At 66.5% G+C, this 16,666-nt stretch carries 14 protein-coding genes and 1 tRNA gene; 7 read left to right on the plus strand and 8 right to left on the minus strand.

All coding sequences use genetic code 11. The annotated features are described in order from the left end of the window. Nucleotides 1–44: 44 nt before the first annotated feature. From CKY51_RS02925 to CKY51_RS02940, 4 genes are all read right to left on the minus strand, one after another. Nucleotides 45–926: a DUF2884 family protein gene (locus CKY51_RS02925; RefSeq protein ID WP_022972227.1), complete on the minus strand. Its 882-nt coding sequence runs from the start codon at nucleotides 924–926 to the stop codon at nucleotides 45–47. A 164-nt stretch (nucleotides 927–1,090) separates the two neighbouring features. Then, nucleotides 1,091–1,175 (minus strand) — tRNA-Leu (locus CKY51_RS02930). Between the two features lie 152 nt (nucleotides 1,176–1,327). After that, nucleotides 1,328–3,583 (minus strand): beta-glucosidase family protein, encoded by a 2,256-nt coding sequence (locus CKY51_RS02935; protein WP_038220668.1) that lies wholly within the window; start codon nucleotides 3,581–3,583, stop codon nucleotides 1,328–1,330. Nucleotides 3,584–3,671: 88 nt separating this feature from the next. Further along, complete coding sequence (locus tag CKY51_RS02940; protein ID WP_022972225.1) at nucleotides 3,672–5,438, minus strand: M14 family metallopeptidase; 1,767 nt, start codon at nucleotides 5,436–5,438, stop codon at nucleotides 3,672–3,674. Nucleotides 5,439–5,623: 185 nt separating this feature from the next. On the opposite strand from CKY51_RS02940, the gene CKY51_RS02945 reads away from it, so the two are divergent. Both CKY51_RS02945 and CKY51_RS02950 read left to right on the plus strand, forming a co-directional pair. Then, nucleotides 5,624–7,183, plus strand: a complete 1,560-nt coding sequence (locus CKY51_RS02945; RefSeq protein ID WP_022972224.1) for a POT-type proton-dependent oligopeptide transporter — start codon at nucleotides 5,624–5,626, stop codon at nucleotides 7,181–7,183. A gap of 8 nt (nucleotides 7,184–7,191) precedes the next feature. Further along, on the plus strand, nucleotides 7,192–7,809 hold the full coding sequence (locus tag CKY51_RS02950) for a rhomboid family intramembrane serine protease (RefSeq protein ID WP_152248858.1): 618 nt from the start codon (nucleotides 7,192–7,194) through the stop codon (nucleotides 7,807–7,809). 73 nt (nucleotides 7,810–7,882) lie between these two features. Here the strand turns inward: CKY51_RS02950 and CKY51_RS02955 are convergent, their stop codons facing one another. Then, complete coding sequence (locus CKY51_RS02955; protein WP_022972222.1) at nucleotides 7,883–8,068, minus strand: hypothetical protein; 186 nt, start codon at nucleotides 8,066–8,068, stop codon at nucleotides 7,883–7,885. 365 nt (nucleotides 8,069–8,433) lie between these two features. Between CKY51_RS02955 and CKY51_RS02960 the strand changes: the two genes are divergently transcribed. Together CKY51_RS02960 and CKY51_RS02965 are read left to right on the plus strand one after the other, a co-directional pair. Further along, nucleotides 8,434–9,243: a DUF3298 and DUF4163 domain-containing protein gene (locus CKY51_RS02960; RefSeq protein WP_152248860.1), complete on the plus strand. Its 810-nt coding sequence runs from the start codon at nucleotides 8,434–8,436 to the stop codon at nucleotides 9,241–9,243. 66 nt (nucleotides 9,244–9,309) lie between these two features. Next, nucleotides 9,310–9,810, plus strand: coding sequence for a MarR family winged helix-turn-helix transcriptional regulator (locus CKY51_RS02965; RefSeq protein ID WP_152248859.1), 501 nt, complete (start codon nucleotides 9,310–9,312; stop codon nucleotides 9,808–9,810). Nucleotides 9,811–10,092: 282 nt separating this feature from the next. On the opposite strand, the gene CKY51_RS02970 is transcribed toward CKY51_RS02965, so the two are convergent. Then, on the minus strand, nucleotides 10,093–10,860 hold the full coding sequence (locus CKY51_RS02970; protein ID WP_022972219.1) for a hypothetical protein: 768 nt from the start codon (nucleotides 10,858–10,860) through the stop codon (nucleotides 10,093–10,095). Next, nucleotides 10,857–11,354 (minus strand): RNA polymerase sigma factor, encoded by a 498-nt coding sequence (locus CKY51_RS02975; RefSeq protein ID WP_022972218.1) that lies wholly within the window; start codon nucleotides 11,352–11,354, stop codon nucleotides 10,857–10,859. The genes CKY51_RS02970 and CKY51_RS02975 overlap by 4 nt, the downstream gene beginning before the upstream one ends. 125 nt (nucleotides 11,355–11,479) lie before the next feature. Between CKY51_RS02975 and CKY51_RS02980 the strand changes: the two genes are divergently transcribed. Both CKY51_RS02980 and CKY51_RS02985 read left to right on the plus strand, forming a co-directional pair. After that, the gene (locus CKY51_RS02980) at nucleotides 11,480–12,781 is read left to right on the plus strand and encodes a S8 family serine peptidase (protein WP_211904854.1); all 1,302 of its coding nucleotides are present in this window, start codon (nucleotides 11,480–11,482) and stop codon (nucleotides 12,779–12,781) included. A gap of 104 nt (nucleotides 12,782–12,885) precedes the next feature. Then, nucleotides 12,886–13,602, plus strand: a complete 717-nt coding sequence (locus CKY51_RS02985) for a hypothetical protein (protein ID WP_022973503.1) — start codon at nucleotides 12,886–12,888, stop codon at nucleotides 13,600–13,602. 130 nt (nucleotides 13,603–13,732) lie between these two features. On the opposite strand, the gene CKY51_RS02990 is transcribed toward CKY51_RS02985, so the two are convergent. After that, nucleotides 13,733–15,913: a M3 family metallopeptidase gene (locus tag CKY51_RS02990; RefSeq protein ID WP_211904856.1), complete on the minus strand. Its 2,181-nt coding sequence runs from the start codon at nucleotides 15,911–15,913 to the stop codon at nucleotides 13,733–13,735. Nucleotides 15,914–16,111: 198 nt separating this feature from the next. Here CKY51_RS02990 and CKY51_RS02995 point away from each other — a divergent pair, with 198 nt between their 5' ends. Next, nucleotides 16,112–16,597, plus strand: coding sequence for a glutathione peroxidase (locus CKY51_RS02995; protein ID WP_022973500.1), 486 nt, complete (start codon nucleotides 16,112–16,114; stop codon nucleotides 16,595–16,597). Nucleotides 16,598–16,666: the final 69 nt, after the last annotated feature.

The following is a 16,666-nucleotide window of genomic DNA, read 5'->3' on the forward strand; positions in this document are numbered from 1 at the left end:
ATGCCGGGCAGGCCCAGCCTGTTCGGCAACGCAACGTCGTTGGATCAATCGTGCCGTGGCGTCGGCAATGCGAGTGCATCGCTGCGCGGGCGATCGGCGGTGTCGGTGGCGGGCGTGCGGCTGGGCGGATCGACTGTGGCGGAGACGGCAGCCGGCGCGGCGGCGAGCAATTGCAGCGGCTCACCGTGATAGCGAACGCTCAGCGCGCTTTGCAGGCGCTGTACTTGGTCGACCTGCGCGCATAACGCATTGGCTTGCGCTTCCAGCGCGGCCGCCTGCGCATCCAGTTTGGCGTCGAGTTGGCCTTCGAGTTGCTTGGCGCGTGCATCGATCCCTTCGGTGCGGCCGGTCATGATCTGCCAGAGCATGTGCCGTGCGATGCTGGCTTGGAACTGCTCGGCCTGCTGTTCGACATAGCGCTCGAAATTGCCGTCGAAGGCGTGTTGATCCCAGCGGCCCTTGCCCAGCGTATCGTCGACATAGGTATGTGCACGCCCGCGCAATCGGGCGATCTTGCGGGCGTTGCCGCCGCTGCCTGTCAGCACCTCGACCACACCGCCCAGCGCGTCGTAGCTGAGTTCGACCGCCGCGTGCGCGATGGTGGTGACCTGCGGCATCAGCAGACGTGCCTGCTGTTCCAACTCGCGCAACCGCTGCGCATCGTCCGCGCCGACCTGTTGCACCTGTTGGTCGATGCTCAGCCTGCCGTCATGGAAGAAGATCTCGCGTGGGACCCCGTGGTCCCGATACAGCCAGACGCCGCCGGTATCGACCAGCACGTTGAACGCCGTGGTCAGTCCGCATTGGCGTGAGGACAGTTCTGCGTGATGACGATGATGCAGCTCGCCACCGTCATTTTCAGTGGCCCTGGCCTGGAGAGTGCAGGCGACCAGTAGCGACAAGGCCAGCGGAAGCAGCGGACGCATCGAGGCACCTGCAGGGGGGGGCACAGCCCATGGTTGTCGCGGTCGCCTGGTCGCCGCGCGTGTCGAAAGTCACCATCGGCGCGCGGCTGGGCCATCAGCGCGATGGCGTGCAGGCCAGTAACGCAAAACCCCGCCGAAGCGGGGTTTGTCTGTTGCGTGAGTCGTGGTGCCCAGGAGAGGACTCGAACCTCCACGGTTTTACCCGCTAGTACCTGAAACTAGTGCGTCTACCAATTCCGCCACCTGGGCGACTCAGGGGGCGCATTGTGCAAGGCGCGCGACGTGCTGTCAACGCGCCGATACAAGTTTTTGCGCGCTCGCCGCCAGTGCGGTCCGTTGCATTCGCGCGGCGCTGGGTGCCTCCGTTTGGGCAACCGCGCAGCCGCTGCGCAAGGCTGCGCTCATTCCAGCGTACTGGCCGGCAGACGCACGCTGACTTCTTCGACCGGCTCGCTGGCCGAACGCGCCAGGCGGACCCGGTAGTCGCCGCCAGCGATCTGCCAGCGCCGCGCACGGGTATCGAAATCCGCCAGCGTCTTCGGTTCGGCGATCACCTCGACGCGCTGCGTCTGCCCCGGCTCCAGCGTCAGCTTCTGCCAGCCGATCAGCCGCAAGGGCGTGGCGTGGCCTTCGGGCAGCACGACGTAGAGCTGGGGCACGGTCGCGCCGGCCCGGTGACCTGTGTTCTGGACAGTGAAGCGTGCGCTCAGACGGCCATTGGCGCCGGCTTCCACTTGCAGGTCTGCCATGCGGAACTGGGTGTAGGACAGGCCGTGGCCAAATGGGAAGCGCGGGGTCAGGCCCTTGGCGGCGAACCACTTGTAGCCGACGTTGGCGCCTTCGATGTGGTAGTCGATGTGGTCTTTGCCCGGCTTGGCCGGTTTGAAGCCCAGTCCGGGAATCGACGGGCGCGGCAATTGGCGTTCGTCGATCGGCCAGGTCACCGGCAGATGGCCGGATGGATTGACCGCGCCGGTCAGCAGGTTGGCGATCGCCTCGCCGCCCCCGATGCCGGGATACCACGCCTGCAGGACCGCCGGCACCTGATCCGCCCAGGGCATGCGGACCGGTCCGTTGGTTTCCAGCACGACCGTGGTCTTGGTGTTGGCAGCGGCGACGGCTGCAATCAAGGCATCCTGGTGGTCTGGCAACTGCATGTCCGGCAGATCCACCGATTCGGCGGCCCACTGGGTCGCGAACACGATCGCCGCATCGGCGGCCTTGGCCGCACGGGCAGCGGCGGCGCGATCCTTGCCGTCGACGTAGTCGATCTGCGCGTTCGGCAGCGCCGCGCGCAGCGCCTGCAGCGGCGAGGAGGGATGGATGATCACCGGGCCGGGCCAGGTGGTCGGTGCGATGCCAGGCACGGCATTGCCACCGTTGATGGTGTAGTCCACCCGCGAGGAACCGCCACCGGACATGACGCCCTTGTCGGCGTAACCGCCGATCACCACGATGCGACGCAGCTGCGGCGACAGCGGCAGGAGTGCGTTGTCATTGCGCAGCAGAACGCTGCCTTCTTCGGCCGCATGTTGCGCGGCCAACTGGCCGGCCTTGCCGTCGATCGGCTGGCGCTGCGGTGGATGGTCGAAGGCCCCATGCGTGAACAAGCTGCGCAGGATGCGCGTGACCATGTCGTCCAGGCGCGCGCGCGGGACCACGCCGCCAGCGACGGCCATGCGCAGCGGCGCGTCGAAGAACACAGCCGGATCGAACACTTCGCCGGCCGACTGCTGGTCCAGGCCGGCGAGCGCCGCCTTCGAGCCGCTGTGCACGCCGCCCCAGTCGGACATCACATAGCCGGGATATTTCCATTCCTGCTTGAGCACCTGGTTGAGCAGATAGTCGTGCTCGCAACCGTAGATGCCGTTGATCTTGTTGTAGGAGCACATCACCGAGCCCGGGTCGCCGATCTTCAAGGCGATCTCGAACGCCAGCAGGTCCGACTCATGCATGGCCTGCTCGCCGATGTCGGCGCTGTGGAAGTTGCGTCGGGTCTCCATGTCGTTGAGTGCGTAGTGCTTCATCGTCGACAGCACGTGCTCGCTCTGGATGCCGCGAATCGATTCGCCGACCATCACGCCGGCCAGCAGCGGGTCTTCGCCGGCATATTCGAAGTTGCGGCCATTGCGCGGGTCGCGCTGCAGATTGACGCTGCCGGCCAACAGCACGTTGAAGCCCAATTGCCAGGATTCGCGGCCCATGGTCTTGCCGCCGGTATAGGCCAGTTGCCGATTCCAGCTGGATGCGGTGGCCGGGCCGGACGGCATCGCGGTGGCGTAGTCGCCTTTGCGGATGCCGCCGGGATTGGTCACGCCAACGCCAGCGTCGGCCAGCTGTTGCGCAGGAATGCCTAACCGCGGAATGCCGGGCACATAACCGGCCGATCCCAGCGCACCGTCCGGCTTGGGAATCTTGTCGGTGCCCAGGCCGAAATAGCTGTGCAGCAGCTGGAACTTCTCGTCCTCATGCATCTGCGCCAGCAACTTGGCCGCACGCGCATCGGCGCTCAGGGCGGTGTCCATCCACGGCTGCGGTGCGCGCTGCGGCTGGGCCTGGGCGGGCGGCGACGTTTGCGCGCCGGCGGGCGCTGCGCCCAGCATGAGTGCGAGCGTGAGCGCATGGGGACGCAGATGGCGAGTTGTAAACGTTTTCATATCGACAGGCATGAGGTCCTTGCGGTTTTTCGAAGTCAGAGAGATGGGGGGCAGAATCGACGGCCGGCAGCGGCCGTCGGCGGGCGTATCAGAAGTCGGTTTGCGCGGTCCGCATCACCGGGTACAGGCGATAGCGCTCGTCCCAGGCCGGGTGCAGACGGTAGAAGAAGTCCAGCCGCGCCTTGGGATCGGCGGCGAAGCTGGCGTCGCTGGCCAGCCGTTGCTCGAATTGCGCCTTCAGTACCGGATCGCGCGCGAGCATGTCTTGCGCCACTTCCTCGGCAACGTAGTCTTCCATGTATCCCTTGCGCTCGAAGGCGGTGTTGAAGAAACCCCATTGCAGCAATGAGTCCGGCGCCTGCGGTTCGAGCAGCGCCATCAGCAGGCGGGCCTTGGGTTGGGCGATCGGAACGAACAACGCACCGGCGCGCACCGAGCGGGTTTCCGCACGCCATTGTCCAGTGACCTCCAGGCCTTGATGGCTCTCGTTGGATTGCGCAGCGAAGCGTGCGCTGTCGGCACGGAAGGTCTGCACCGCGCGATCGCCAGTGCTGGACACGATCTGGAAACGCACGCCGTGCAGGCGCAGCTTGTCGGCGACCAAGGCGGCTTGTGCGGCAGGGACCAGATAACCGCCTTGCGGTGCCTCGACGACGACGTCGGCGACGATCTGATCGCGTAGCGGCACGTTCCACACCTGTGGAGTGTTCTCGTCGTAACGGGTCATCAGTGCCCCGGAAATCGGCGATGGCGTGCGTGTATAGGCGTAACCACGGAAGGCGATCGTGTGTGCGGCCGGGCCAGTGGTGTACCTCAGCGGTTCCGCTCGGCCGCCGAGTGCGCTGGCACGGCTGTCGGCCGCCAGCGCGTCAGCGCGCCATTGAGCGCCGTGGCGTGCGGTCTGCTGCAGCACCGAGACGATGCTGTTGCGGGTGATCCGCACCCGCACCGGATAGGGCTTCCACGAATGGGTCTCCACCAGCATGCCGAAACGATTGCGCAGCAGGAAATAGCCATGCGAAAAGCGCGGTGGCGAGACTGCGTCGGCGAAACCGGAACTGGGGTCGTCCTCGCGCTCGAAGGACGGATAAAACGGCAGCGGTAACGATCCTTGCTTGCGCAGGTCGGCGATCACCGCGTCGCGCCAACGGGTGCCATCGCCGCGCAGTGCGGTATCGCCGGCATGCACCGGCTCGACCTGTATCGAGATGTCATGTTCGAACTTGGCGCCATCGGTGACGTGCAGGTCCACGGTCATCAGTGGGTCCCACTGCTGCACCAGCCGCAGCATCGCCTGCATCTCCGGGGCGTCGGCCTTGAGATAGTCGCGGTTGAGGTTGAGGTTCTGTGCGGTGGCGCGCCAGCCCATTTGCTCGGGGCCGCGTTGGTTGGGGCGATTCCACGCGCCGAAGCGCTCGTGGCCATCGATGTTGAAGACCGGCACGAACACCCACACCAGTTTGTCGAGCACGCCCTTGCCGGCGGTGCCGTCGAGCAGTTCGCGCAGCGCCAGGAAGCCGGCATCCTTGCCATCGATCTCGCCGGCGTGGATGCCGCCTTGCACCAGCACCACCGGCAGCTTGCGCTGTGCCGCGCTGTCGGCATCGAGGGCGCCGCTGGTGGAGACGACCAGGGCCTTCATCGGCCGTCCTTCCGGGGTGGTGCCGAAGTCGATGCAGCGCACTGCCTGCGGATAGCGCAGGGCGAAGGCGTCGCACAGGGCGATCACTTCGTCGTAGCGTCCGGTCTGCCGGTAGCCGCTGCATTCGGCCTCGGTGGTCAGCGCGGCGGCGCTTGCGGCGAGCGGGGCACAGGTCAACAGCAGGCTCAGGGCCAGGCGCGCGAAGCGGGGCATCCAGCGGGTCCGATAGTCCAGAAAACGTTTGCAATGTAGCCGAGCTGGCTGCACTCGCCAATCTGCACTGCGACATCGGCAGGCGTCCGCTGCCGCCGGCGTTGCCGCTTTGGCCAGGCGTGTGATGGCGGTCGACCCACGCGCGCCGGTAGGATAGGGCGGTCTCCTGCTCGACCGGACTGCCTTTGACGCCCCCTCTCCAACCGGCCGCCGCTGCGCGCCTACCGCGCCAGATCCCCTTCATCATCGGCAACGAGGCCTGCGAGCGCTTCAGCTTCTACGGGATGCGCAACATCCTGGTGCAGTTCCTGATCACCTCGCTGCTGCTGCAGGAAGTCGGCCAGTCCGGCCGCGAAGGCGAGGCCAAGCACATCCTGCACAGCTTCATGATCGGGGTGTACTTCTTTCCCCTGCTCGGCGGGTGGTTGGCCGATCGCTTCTTCGGCAAGTACCGCACCATCCTGTGGTTTTCGCTGATCTACTGCGCCGGCCATGCCTGCCTGGCGCTGTTCGAGGACAGCCGCAGCGGGTTCTTCGTGGGGCTGGGCTTGATCGCGTTCGGCGCCGGCGGGATCAAGCCGCTGGTGGCGTCCTTCATGGGCGATCAGTTCGACCAGAGCAACAAGCACCGGGCCAAGGTGGTGTTCGACGCCTTTTATTGGATCATCAATTTCGGCTCGCTATTCGCCTCGCTGCTGATCCCGCTGGCGCTGAAGAATCTCGGGCCGGCGTGGGCGTTCGGGATTCCCGGCATCCTGATGTTCGTGGCCACGCTGGTGTTCTGGCTGGGGCGCCACCGCTATGTGATGGTGCCGCCGCCGCCGGACGACCCGCATGCCTTCGGCAAGGTCGTGCGTACCGCACTGCTGAGCCACGCGCCTGGGCAGGGCCGTCCGGGTTTGGCGCTGGCGGGCGCGTCGGTGCTGCTGGCGCTGGCCTGCCTGGCACTGGTTGCGCAGCTTGGCGTGGTCGTCTGCCTGTGCATTGCGCTGGTGCTGGTGCTGGCTGGCGTCGGCGGAGGCGCCTGGTGGCAGCTGGAGCGTGCGCGTCGGCAGCACCCGGATGTGGCGGTGGAGGGCGTGCGCTCGCTGCTGCGCGTGCTGGTGATCTTCGCCCTGGTCACGCCGTTCTTCTCGCTGTTCGACCAGAAGGCCTCGACCTGGGTCTTGCAGGGGCGGGAGATGGCGATGCCTGCCTGGTTCACCGCCTCGCAGATGCAGGCCTTGAATCCGGCGCTGGTGATGCTGTCGATTCCATTCAACAACCTGGTGCTGTATCCGCTGCTGCGGCGGGCCGGCTGGGAGCCGACGCCGCTGCGCCGCATGACCTGCGGCATCGCCTTCAGTGGGCTGGCCTGGATCGCGGTGGGCACCCTCCAGGTGACCATGGATGGCGGCACGCCGATGCACATCGCCTGGCAGATCCTGCCCTATGCGCTGCTCACCTTCGGCGAGGTACTGGTGTCGGCGACCGGCATCGAGTTCGCCTACAGCCAGGCGCCGGCATCGATGAAGGGCGTGGTGATGAGTTTCTGGTACCTGACCACGACCGTCGGCAACCTCTGGGTACTGCTGTCCAACCTGGCCGTGCGCAACGAGGTGGTCACCGGCCACATCGCCGTCACCGGCCTGAGCGAGGCCGCGTTCCTGATGTTCTTCTTCGCCGGTTTCGCCCTGCTGGCCGCGCTGGCGTTCGGGCTCTACGCCCGCCGCTACCGCATGGTCGACCATTACCGCACAGCCTGACCCAACGCATGATCACCATCGTCCTTATCGCCATCACTGCCATCGTCTCCTGGATGGCGTTCAACAACCGCAAGCTGGCAGACCGGCTGGTGCTGTGGCCGCCGGCCATCGATCGCCACCGTCAGTACGATCGCCTGGTGGCGTATGGCTTCATCCACGCCGATCTGGGGCACCTGATCTTCAACATGGTGACGCTGTTCTTCTTCGGCCGCTACATCGAAGGGGTCATGGCCGACCTGACCGGCACGGTGCTGACCTATCCGTTGTTCTATCTGGGTGCGCTGGTGGTGTCGATCCTGCCCAGCTATCTGAAGAACCAGAAGAACCCCAATTACATGAGCCTGGGAGCGTCCGGTGCGGTGTCGGCGGTGCTGTTCGCCTTCATCCTGCTGCAGCCCTGGAGCATCATCCTGGTGCTGTTCGTGCCGATGCCGGCGATCCTGTACGCGGTGTTCTACGTCGGCTACAGCATTTGGATGGACAAGCGCGGCGGCGACAACATCAACCACAGCGCGCACCTGGCCGGCGCGGCGTTCGGCGTGATGTTCATGCTGTTCATGGAGCCGCGCGTGCTGCAGGTGTTCCTGCAGCAACTGGCCAATCCACGGTTCGGCCTGGGCGGGTGATCGGCCTGTAGGCTGGCGTCGGGCGCTGTCGAGCAGCCCGACGGCGGTGCGTTTCGGCAAGTGCGGCGCTCGCTCAGGCGGCGTCGCGCGACGGCTCGCTCGTCATGGCGCCGTAGGCCTGCTGCAGGCGCTGATACACGGTGTCGTTGAGCTGCGCGAACGCCTGGCCATCGGTCTGGCCGCTGATGGCGTATTGCAGCAGGTCCTCCAGCATCATGCTTTCGGTGTCCGCGGGGGTGGCTGAGGCGTCGATGTTCATGGCGTTGGCTCCGGGCAAAGGACGAAGGTGGCGCCTTGGCCGATGGCCGCCGACGACTCCCTTCGCGACGGGTATCGGCGCCGCTGCGCGCAACTTGAGCGCGCCCCTGCCTGCTTGTGCACGCGGTCACAACTGCGGCTTCACGCAGGTCGCGCGCTGGGCTGGTCAGAATTCCGCGCAGTAAGGCAATGGGGTACGGAATGCAGGCGGGAAATGCGAGATGGCAGCGCTTGAGCTGGCCTGGTGGTGCAGTGCGACCCATCGACTGGCCGACGACGGCGCTAGCGCCGGGAGCGGGCAGGTATGCTATCAGTGGACGACTTCAGCTCCGTGCCCTGGCGCTTGGTGGATTGCTGTTGCTCGGCATGACCGGCTGCGGTCAGCGCAGCCCGCAGGCGGCCTCGCCAGGGGCGCCAGTCCAGGCCGCCGCGGAACCGACTCCGGTAGTGCCGGCCCCGGCCCCGGCTCCGGCCTCAGCGCCGACTGCCGTCGCCCCGTTGCGCGATGAGATCGAGCATGCGCCCAGCTATGTGATCGGGATCAGCTACCCCCACAATGTGGAGCCATATCCGGGTCTGGTTGCCTTGCTGCACGGCTACGCGCAGGCCGCGCGTGCGGAGTTGATGCAAGCGGTGGCCGGGCTGGGCAACGATCGCCCGACCGCGCCGTACGAACTGTCGCTGGCGTTCGAGACCGTGGTACAGACCCCGGAGCTGATTGCGGTGGCTGCCGATGGCAGCCGCTACACCGGCGGTGCCCATGGCGAGCCGCTGGTGGCGCGATTTGTCTGGCTGGTCAAGTCGCAGCAGCAATTGACCGCGGCTGCGCTGATTCCTGACCCGGCGGGCTGGCAGGCGATCGGGCAGGCGGCGGCCGCGCAGTTGCATGCCGCCGCGATGCAGCGCGCGGCCGCCGATCGCTTGCCTGCCGAGGAGCAGGCCGAGCAGGTCGCTTCCGCCGACCGGATGATTGCCGAAGGCACCGACGCGCAGGCGGACAATTTTTCGCAGTTCGTTCCGGTGCTCGATCCGCATGGACAGATCGCCGCACTCCGTTTCGTGTTTCCGCCCTACCAGGTCGGCCCGTACTCGGATGGCACGCAGATGGTGGAAGTCTCAAGTAAGATCATGCGACCTTGGATCGCAGCTGAATACGAACATCTTTTCGCACGCTGAAAGGTCGCGGACGGTATCGATATGTTTGAATGAGTCGACCGTTCAGTAGGCTTTTCAGCAGGTGCTATGGGTAGTTTCGACACAACCGCTAGCCGCGTGGATCACACATGCCAACGCTATCCGGATTTTCCGCGTGAGCCTGCCGTCCTGGTGCGTCTCATCAAACATCTCCACAAGCGCCTGCATACCCATGCCTGCGTCAAGTTGAAGTCCTATGGGATCAGTCCGCCCGAATACGACATCCTGATGATGTTGTACGGCACGCCCACGCAATCGATCACTCCGACAGAAGTGGCCGAAGCGGCCAGCGAAAAGCCGGCCAACATTACGCGGCTGACAGATCAGTTATGTGAGAAGGGACTGATTGGGCGCGCCACCAGTGCCGAGGATCGTCGCAAGATCACCTTGACGCTATTGCCCGCTGGCCTGGCGTTGATCGAGCGTATGCTGCCGGACGCGCGCGATCTGCTGATGGCGCAGGTGGCCGAGATCGGCGAAGCCGAGCAGGTGCGACTGGAGAAGTTATTGAAGAAGATGCTTGCCGGGGTCGACGCCGTCGAGTTGTGAGTCGCGGTCCGGCACGCAGAAGCGCCCAACATGCCGCTGCGGATGGTTGACGGTAGGTGGTGTCGGCTCGCGCTCGGCAGCACGTGCCGTTCAAAGCGCGCTGGCGGTATTAGGGGGCTTGCGATAGCTGTGGGGTGCAGCAGCGCGCGCGTCATTGCCGATTGACGCACGACTGCCGCGTAGTGCGGGCTTTATCTTCGGGGTTGCAATGATGTCGGCGCGCCATCGCCGCGGTCGGAACCGGCTGGTCCTCGGAAACGCAATACCGGCCGCCGGCCGGGGTTAGCGCCAACCGCTGGCGCGGGCACGGCGTTCGCCAGCTGCGTCCAGTGCTTCGCCAGCGATGCGTGCATCCACTGCTTGCAGCACGGCGGCTGGCATCGCACTAGCGGCCATGCGCACGGCGTCGTCGGGCGCCGGTGCGGACTCGGCGGGCACCTGCAGTTCCACCCGCCAGCCAGCCTGGCGGCGACACGCCAGCCCGACCAGGCGAGCGTCGCGGGTGAAGGTGCGGCAATAGGCACCGCTGCGATCCTGGAAGCTCAGGCCCATCCGGATGCCGGCATGTTCGTCACCGGAGAGCGCCTGCTCCAGGGCGTACGCCAGCGTGCTGTCGGCGGCAGTGCCCTGGGTGTCGGCAAACTCCACGGGTGCGGACGGTGAGGGTGGAGCGGGATGGCGCGCGACCCACAACCCGAGCAGCACGGCCGCGGCCAGCGCCGCCGGTCGCAGCCAACGCCGGCGTGCATGTTTTCCAGGTGCGATGTGCGACGCCGTTGCCGTGGTGGGAATCGCGGCGCTCGGTGCTGCGGTGACCGCGTCTGGTGCCTGCGGCCGTGCGCGTGCGGCGGCCAACAGCGGTGCGGGCACCGGTTCTTCCAGGATCGGCGCGAAGCCTGCACGCAAGCGCGTCTGCAATCGGCGCAGCCGCTGCAATGCCAGTGCCAATTGTGGATCGGCCGCTACCGCGGCCTCGATCTGTGCGGCCTGTGCGGCATCCAGCTCGCCGTCGGCGTAGGCCTGCAAGGTGGATTCGTCGATGCGGGTCATGGGGGCATCTCCAGGAGCGCCTGCAAGGCCTCGCGTCCGCGTGCGAGGCGGCTGGTGAGGGTGCCGATCGGGATCTCCAGAACCGCCGCGGCATCTTTGTAGGACAAGCCTTCGATCAGAACCAGCGCAATGGCCAGACGCTGCTCTTCGGGCAAGCCGGCCATCGCCGCCTGGACGGCGATCCAGTCCTGTTGCCGCTCCATCGGCGTGTCGCCGACCCGTTCGCCTTCTTCGGCATCGGCGAACAGACTGCGTCGTCGCTGCCGCGCGCGGATCTCGTCGATCCAGGCGTGGCGGATGATGCCAAACAGCCAATGTTGCAGCGGCGTGTCCGGTCGCCATTGCGCGGCATGCCGCAGGGCGCGTTCGATCGCAGCCTGCAGCAGGTCGTCGGCATCGGCCGGATGGCCGGCAACAGCACGGGCGAAGCGCCGCAATCGCGGCAGCAGGGCGCAGATACCGTCGCCGACGGCGACCTTGGGATCGGGCTGCATGTCAGGGAAGACGTTTGGGAGGGCGGGTTTCTTCCATTGCCGCTGCGCGTCGTTCACGGCGCGTCGCGGCGGCTGAATTAGTGTGGCACGCGCTTGCAACGGCGAGCGATGCATGGGGCGACGCGATGCGGACATGCAGCACCTGGGTGGGACTGGCGTTGCTGGTGTCGGCGGCACCGGCGCTGGCGCAGATCGTATTGCCGCCGGCTGGTGGACTGGTGCAGGACCTCACCCAGCCTGTACAAGGCGCCGCCGCGGGGGTGGGGCAGTCGTTGCGGCAGGCGCCAGGCGACCTTGCGCGCCTGCGCCGACTGCGCCTGGATGCGGTGCTGCGCAGCGATCCGCGTGGTCTGGATCGCGACGAGCAGGGCGCCATCGTAGTGCGTGACCAATTACTTGCGCTCGAGCCCACGCCAGCCATATTGCGGGCTGCGCAGGTGGCAGGGTTCGTGGTGCTCGAACAGCGTGGCTTCGACGACCTCGGCCTGCGCCTGGTCGTGCTGCGGACACCGCCAGGGGTGAGCGCGCGGCGTGGCTTGCGGCAGTTGCGCCAGCTCGACCCGCAAGGCGCATACGACTACAACCATGTCTACAGCGGCTCGGCGGCGCCGGCGGTTGTCGCGCCATCCGTGGCGCCGCCGGCGCGCCTCGCCGCAGCCGCGCCCGCAGCAACCACGGCTGGATTCCGCGTCGGCCTGATCGACAGCGGCGTGGAGGCCGCGCATCCGGCATTGGCCGGCGTGGACATACAGTCCTGGGGCTGCGGCGGCCGAACCACCCCGCAGGCGCATGGGACGGCGGTGGCCTCGCTGCTGGCGGGACGCGCGGTCGCCCAGGGCAATCCTGCGGGGGTGTTGTATGCCGCCGACATTTATTGCGGAAAAGCCGACGGCGGCAACGTGGTCGAGCTGGTGGCAGCGCTGGCATGGATGGCCCAGCAGCAGGTGCCGGTGATCAATATCAGCTTGATCGGTGGGCCCAACCGGTTGCTGGCGAGCGCCGTCGAGCGACTGCTTGCACGCGGCCACCTGTTGGTCGCCGCCGTCGGCAACGATGGGCCCGCCGCACCGCCGCTGTATCCGGCGGCCTACCCCGGCGTGATCGGAGTGAGCGCGGTGGACGCGCGAATGCGTGTGCTGCCCGAGGCAGGACGCGGGCCACAAGTGGCGTTCGCGGCAGTGGGCGAGCTGGTTGCCGCCACGCTACAAGGCCGTTGGCAGCCGCAGCGCGGCACCTCGTTCGCCGCGCCGCTGGTGGCGCGGCTGGCGGCGCAGCAGCTCGCGCAACCGGACCGGCAGGCGGCGGCGGCCGTGCGCGCGCACTTGCAGGCGCAGGCGCGTGACCTCGGTGCGCCCGGCCTGGATCCGGTGTACGGCTACGGCGTGCTGGGGGGCGAACTCGCGTTACAGCGCGCGCCAGGTCGGTGAATGCCGCCTGTCCAGTCCGGTTGGCGGATGGATGCATTGCAACGCTTGCTGCGTAAAAGGGGGTGAGAGCCACAGACAGTCTGTGGCGGAGCGAGGAGAACGCGATGAACGGCAAGACGGTAGTGTCGAACGCGGTGCTGGTCGCGGTGTTGGCGTTGGGTTCCAGCGTGGCCGGTGCGCAGGTCCTGGGCGGTGCCGGCAATCTGGGCGGCGCGGTCAATGGCACGGTGGGCGGTGTGGGGGGCGGGACGCTGGCCGGCAACGCGAACGCTGTCGGCGGTTTGAACGCTGCTCCCGCGGTGGACGGTGTCCGCAACGGTGTCGAGCAACAGTCGCGGCGTGCGCGTCTGGCTGCGCAACGTGCTGCCGCCAGCGGCACTGCTACCACCTCCGGGACCACACAGGCGGCCGATACAGCGGTCGGCACGGTGCGTCAGCGGGCCGGCAGGGCGGCAGGCGACGGCATGACGACGGCACGCTCTGCGGTGGGTGCCACGCGGAATGTCACCGGCGGTGCGATGGGTGCGGTCGGTGGCATGGCGTCGATGGCCGCCGGCGCAGCCGGCAATACCAGTACCGGAGCGGCCGATACGACTGCGGCTGGCTTGGCGGCAACGCCGGCCGTGTCCGGAAGCGGCAGCGCCAGCGGTCATGGTGCAGCCCATGCGGCAGCGATGCACGGCCCTGCGACCAGCGGCAGTGCACACGGTGGGATGCAGGGTTCGGCCAGCGCTGGCGCCCAGGCCGGGAACGGTCAGGCGACCGTCGGCGGCTCGGCCTCGGTGGGCGCCGATGCCGGTGCGGGTACCGACATGCACTGAGCGATCGCGCCCGTTGGTGCGCGTTGGAAAGGTGATAGAGACGACGACGCCCGGCATTGCCGGGCGTCGTTGTTTTCACCGACTTCTTCGCGCCACCGCCCGCTCGCAGCGGGAAGGCGGCGCATGAGGGTCAGCGGTTCGGCGTTGCCGGCGCCGCTGGCGTCGCATTGAGTCCACGCTTCTCCAGCAGCGGCTCGATCTGCGGAGCATGGCCGGCGAAGTTCTGGAACAGCTCCATCGCGTCGACGCTGCCGCCGCGCGACAGCAGGGTCGCGCGGAAGCGGTCGCCATTGGCGCGCGTCAGGCCGCCATGCTGCTTGAACCACTGCTGGGTGTTGGCGTCGAGCACTTCCGACCAGATGTAGGCGTAATAGCCGGCTGCGTAGCCGCCCATGATGTGGCTGAAATAGGGCGTCCGGTAGCGCGGCGGCACCGGTGGATAGGCGATGCCATCCTTGGACAGTGCCTTGGCTTCGAACGCCATTACCTCGGCCGCATCCGGAACCTGGTCGGCGCTGAGCTGATGCCAGTTCTGGTCCAGCATGGCCGCACCCAGGTATTCGGTGGTCGCGAAGCCCTGATTGAACTTGGCCGCAGCGATCACCTTGTCCAGCAGCGCCTGCGGCATCGGCGTGCCGTTCTGGTAGTGCTTGGCATAGTTTTTCAGGATGGCCGGGTCGTCGGCCCACATCTCGTTGACCTGCGAGGGGAACTCGACGAAGTCGCGTGGCACGCTGGTGCCGGAGAAGTAGGGATATTTCACGTCGGAGAACATGCCATGCAGTGCATGTCCGAACTCATGGAACATGGTGGTCACTTCGTCCCAGGTCAGCAGCGTCGGCTGGCCGGCCGGCGGCTTGGGGATATTGAGGTGATTGGCGACCACCGGCTTGAAACCGGTCAGCGCCGACTGAGATACATACGAGTTCATCCAGGCGCCGCCGCGCTTGGATTCACGCGCGTACATGTCGGCGATAAAGATCGCCAGCTGCTTGCCGTCGGCATCGAACACGTCGTAGACGGTGATGTCGTCGCGGTAGGTCGGCAGGTCGGTACGCTGCTTGAAGGTCAGCCCGTATTCCTGATTGGCCGCATAGAACACGCCGTTTTCCAGCACATTCTTCAACTCGAAGTACGGTTTGAGCTGGGATTCGTCGAAGTTGTACTTGGCCTGGCGCACTTTTTCGCTGTAGTAGGCCCAGTCCCAGGCTTCGAGCTTGAAGGTCGGCTTGCCTGCGGCCTTCTGTTCCTTGTCGATCATCGCCTGCAGATCGGCGGCCTCGCGCTTGGCATTGGCCACCGCGGCCGGTGCCAGCTTGCCGAGCATTGCATTGACCGCTTCAGGGGTCTTGGCGGTCTGGTTCTCCAGCGAATAAGCGGCATAGGTGGGGAAGCCGAGCAGCTTGGCCTTGTCGGCGCGCAGCTTCATGATGCGTGCCACCAGCGCGGTGTTGTCGTACTGGCCGCCGTGGCTGCCGCGCGACACCGAGGCATCGTAGATGCGCTTGCGCAGCTCGCGGTTCTTCAACTGACTCAGCGGCGGTTGGCCGGTGGTGTTGAGCAAGGCGATGACGTACTTGCCGTCGAGCTTGCGCGCCTTGGCAGCCTCGGCGGCGGCAGCGATCTGCTCATCGGACAGGCCGTCGAGCTGCTTGGCATCGTCCACGACCACGGCGGCAGCATTGACCTCGGCCAGCACGTTCTGGCTGAACGTGGTGCCCAGCTTCGCCAGTTCGGCGTTCATGGCCTTGAGCGTGGTCTTGTCGGCCTCCGACAGCTTGGCGCCGTCGCGGACGAAATCGCTGTAGTACTTCTCGACCAGGCGTACGCCTTGCGCATCCAGCCCGAGCGCAGTGCGCGTGTCGTACAGCGTCTGGATGCGCGCGAACAACTTGCCGTTGAGCGAGATGGCATCGCGATGGGCGGCGAACTTGGCCGAATAGTCGGCCTGCAACTTCTTGCGGGTGTCGTTGGTGTCGGCGCCGACCAGATTGAAGAACACGGTGGTCGCGCGATCCAGCGTGGCGCCGCTCTTCTCCAGCGCGATCAAGGTGTTCTCGAAGGTCGGTTTGGCCTTCTGATTGGCGATCGCCTCCACTTCCTTCAGTTGCTGCGCCATGCCGGCATCGAAGGCTGGCGCGAAGTCGCTGTCCTTGATGCGGTCGAACTGCGGGTAGTGCAGCGGCAGCGTGCTGTCGGCGAAGAAGGGATTGGCCGTGGCGGCCTGCGTGGTGGATGGCGCGGCGATGCCGTAGGCCGGCATGGCCATTCCCAGGGTGGCGGCCAGGGCCAGTGCGAGACGGGTGGTCAAGGGCTGTGCTCCAAAGTGCGAACCGCCGAGGCTACCCCAGCTTGCGCATAGGGGCGTGTGACAAAAGGCATGGCTGTGGCGAGCACTAGCGCAGCGTGCGCGCCGGTGGCTGACAGTGTCACGGCGCATCGGCTCAGCGGTTCGCTGCGTGCCAGCAACTGGCTGCGGTAGGCTGGCGCTTTCCAACCCAGGTGCACCATGACCGCTCTGCCCACGGATTCATTCACCGACTTGGATGGCCACACGCGCACGCTGACCGACTATGCCGGCAAGGTGTTGCTGGTGGTCAACGTGGCATCCAAATGCGGCTTTACTCCGCAATACGCCGGCTTGCAGGCGTTGTGGCAGCGCTATCGCGCGCGCGGCTTGGTGGTGATCGGTTTTCCCTGCGACCAGTTCGGTCACCAGGAGCCCGGCGATGCGGCGCAGATCCAGCAGTTCTGTTCGCTCGACTATGGCGTGGATTTTCCGATGGCGGACAAGGTCGAGGTCAACGGCAGCCGAGCGCATCCACTCTGGCAGTGGCTCAAGCAGCAAAAGCCGGGCGTGTTGGGCTCGACGGCGATCAAGTGGAACTTCACCAAATTCCTGGTCGGCCGCGATGGGCGGGTGCTGGAGCGGTACGCACCGACCACCAAGCCGGAAGCCTTGGCGGCCGATATCGAACGCGCTTTGGGCGCGTGATGCCGCAGGCCGCACACGCAACCGTAGCAGCGCCCCCGGGCGCGACGGGGCGTTACCGGTAACGCCCCG

The organism is Xanthomonas maliensis (genome assembly GCF_009192945.1).
GTDB lineage: Bacteria > Pseudomonadota > Gammaproteobacteria > Xanthomonadales > Xanthomonadaceae > Xanthomonas > Xanthomonas maliensis.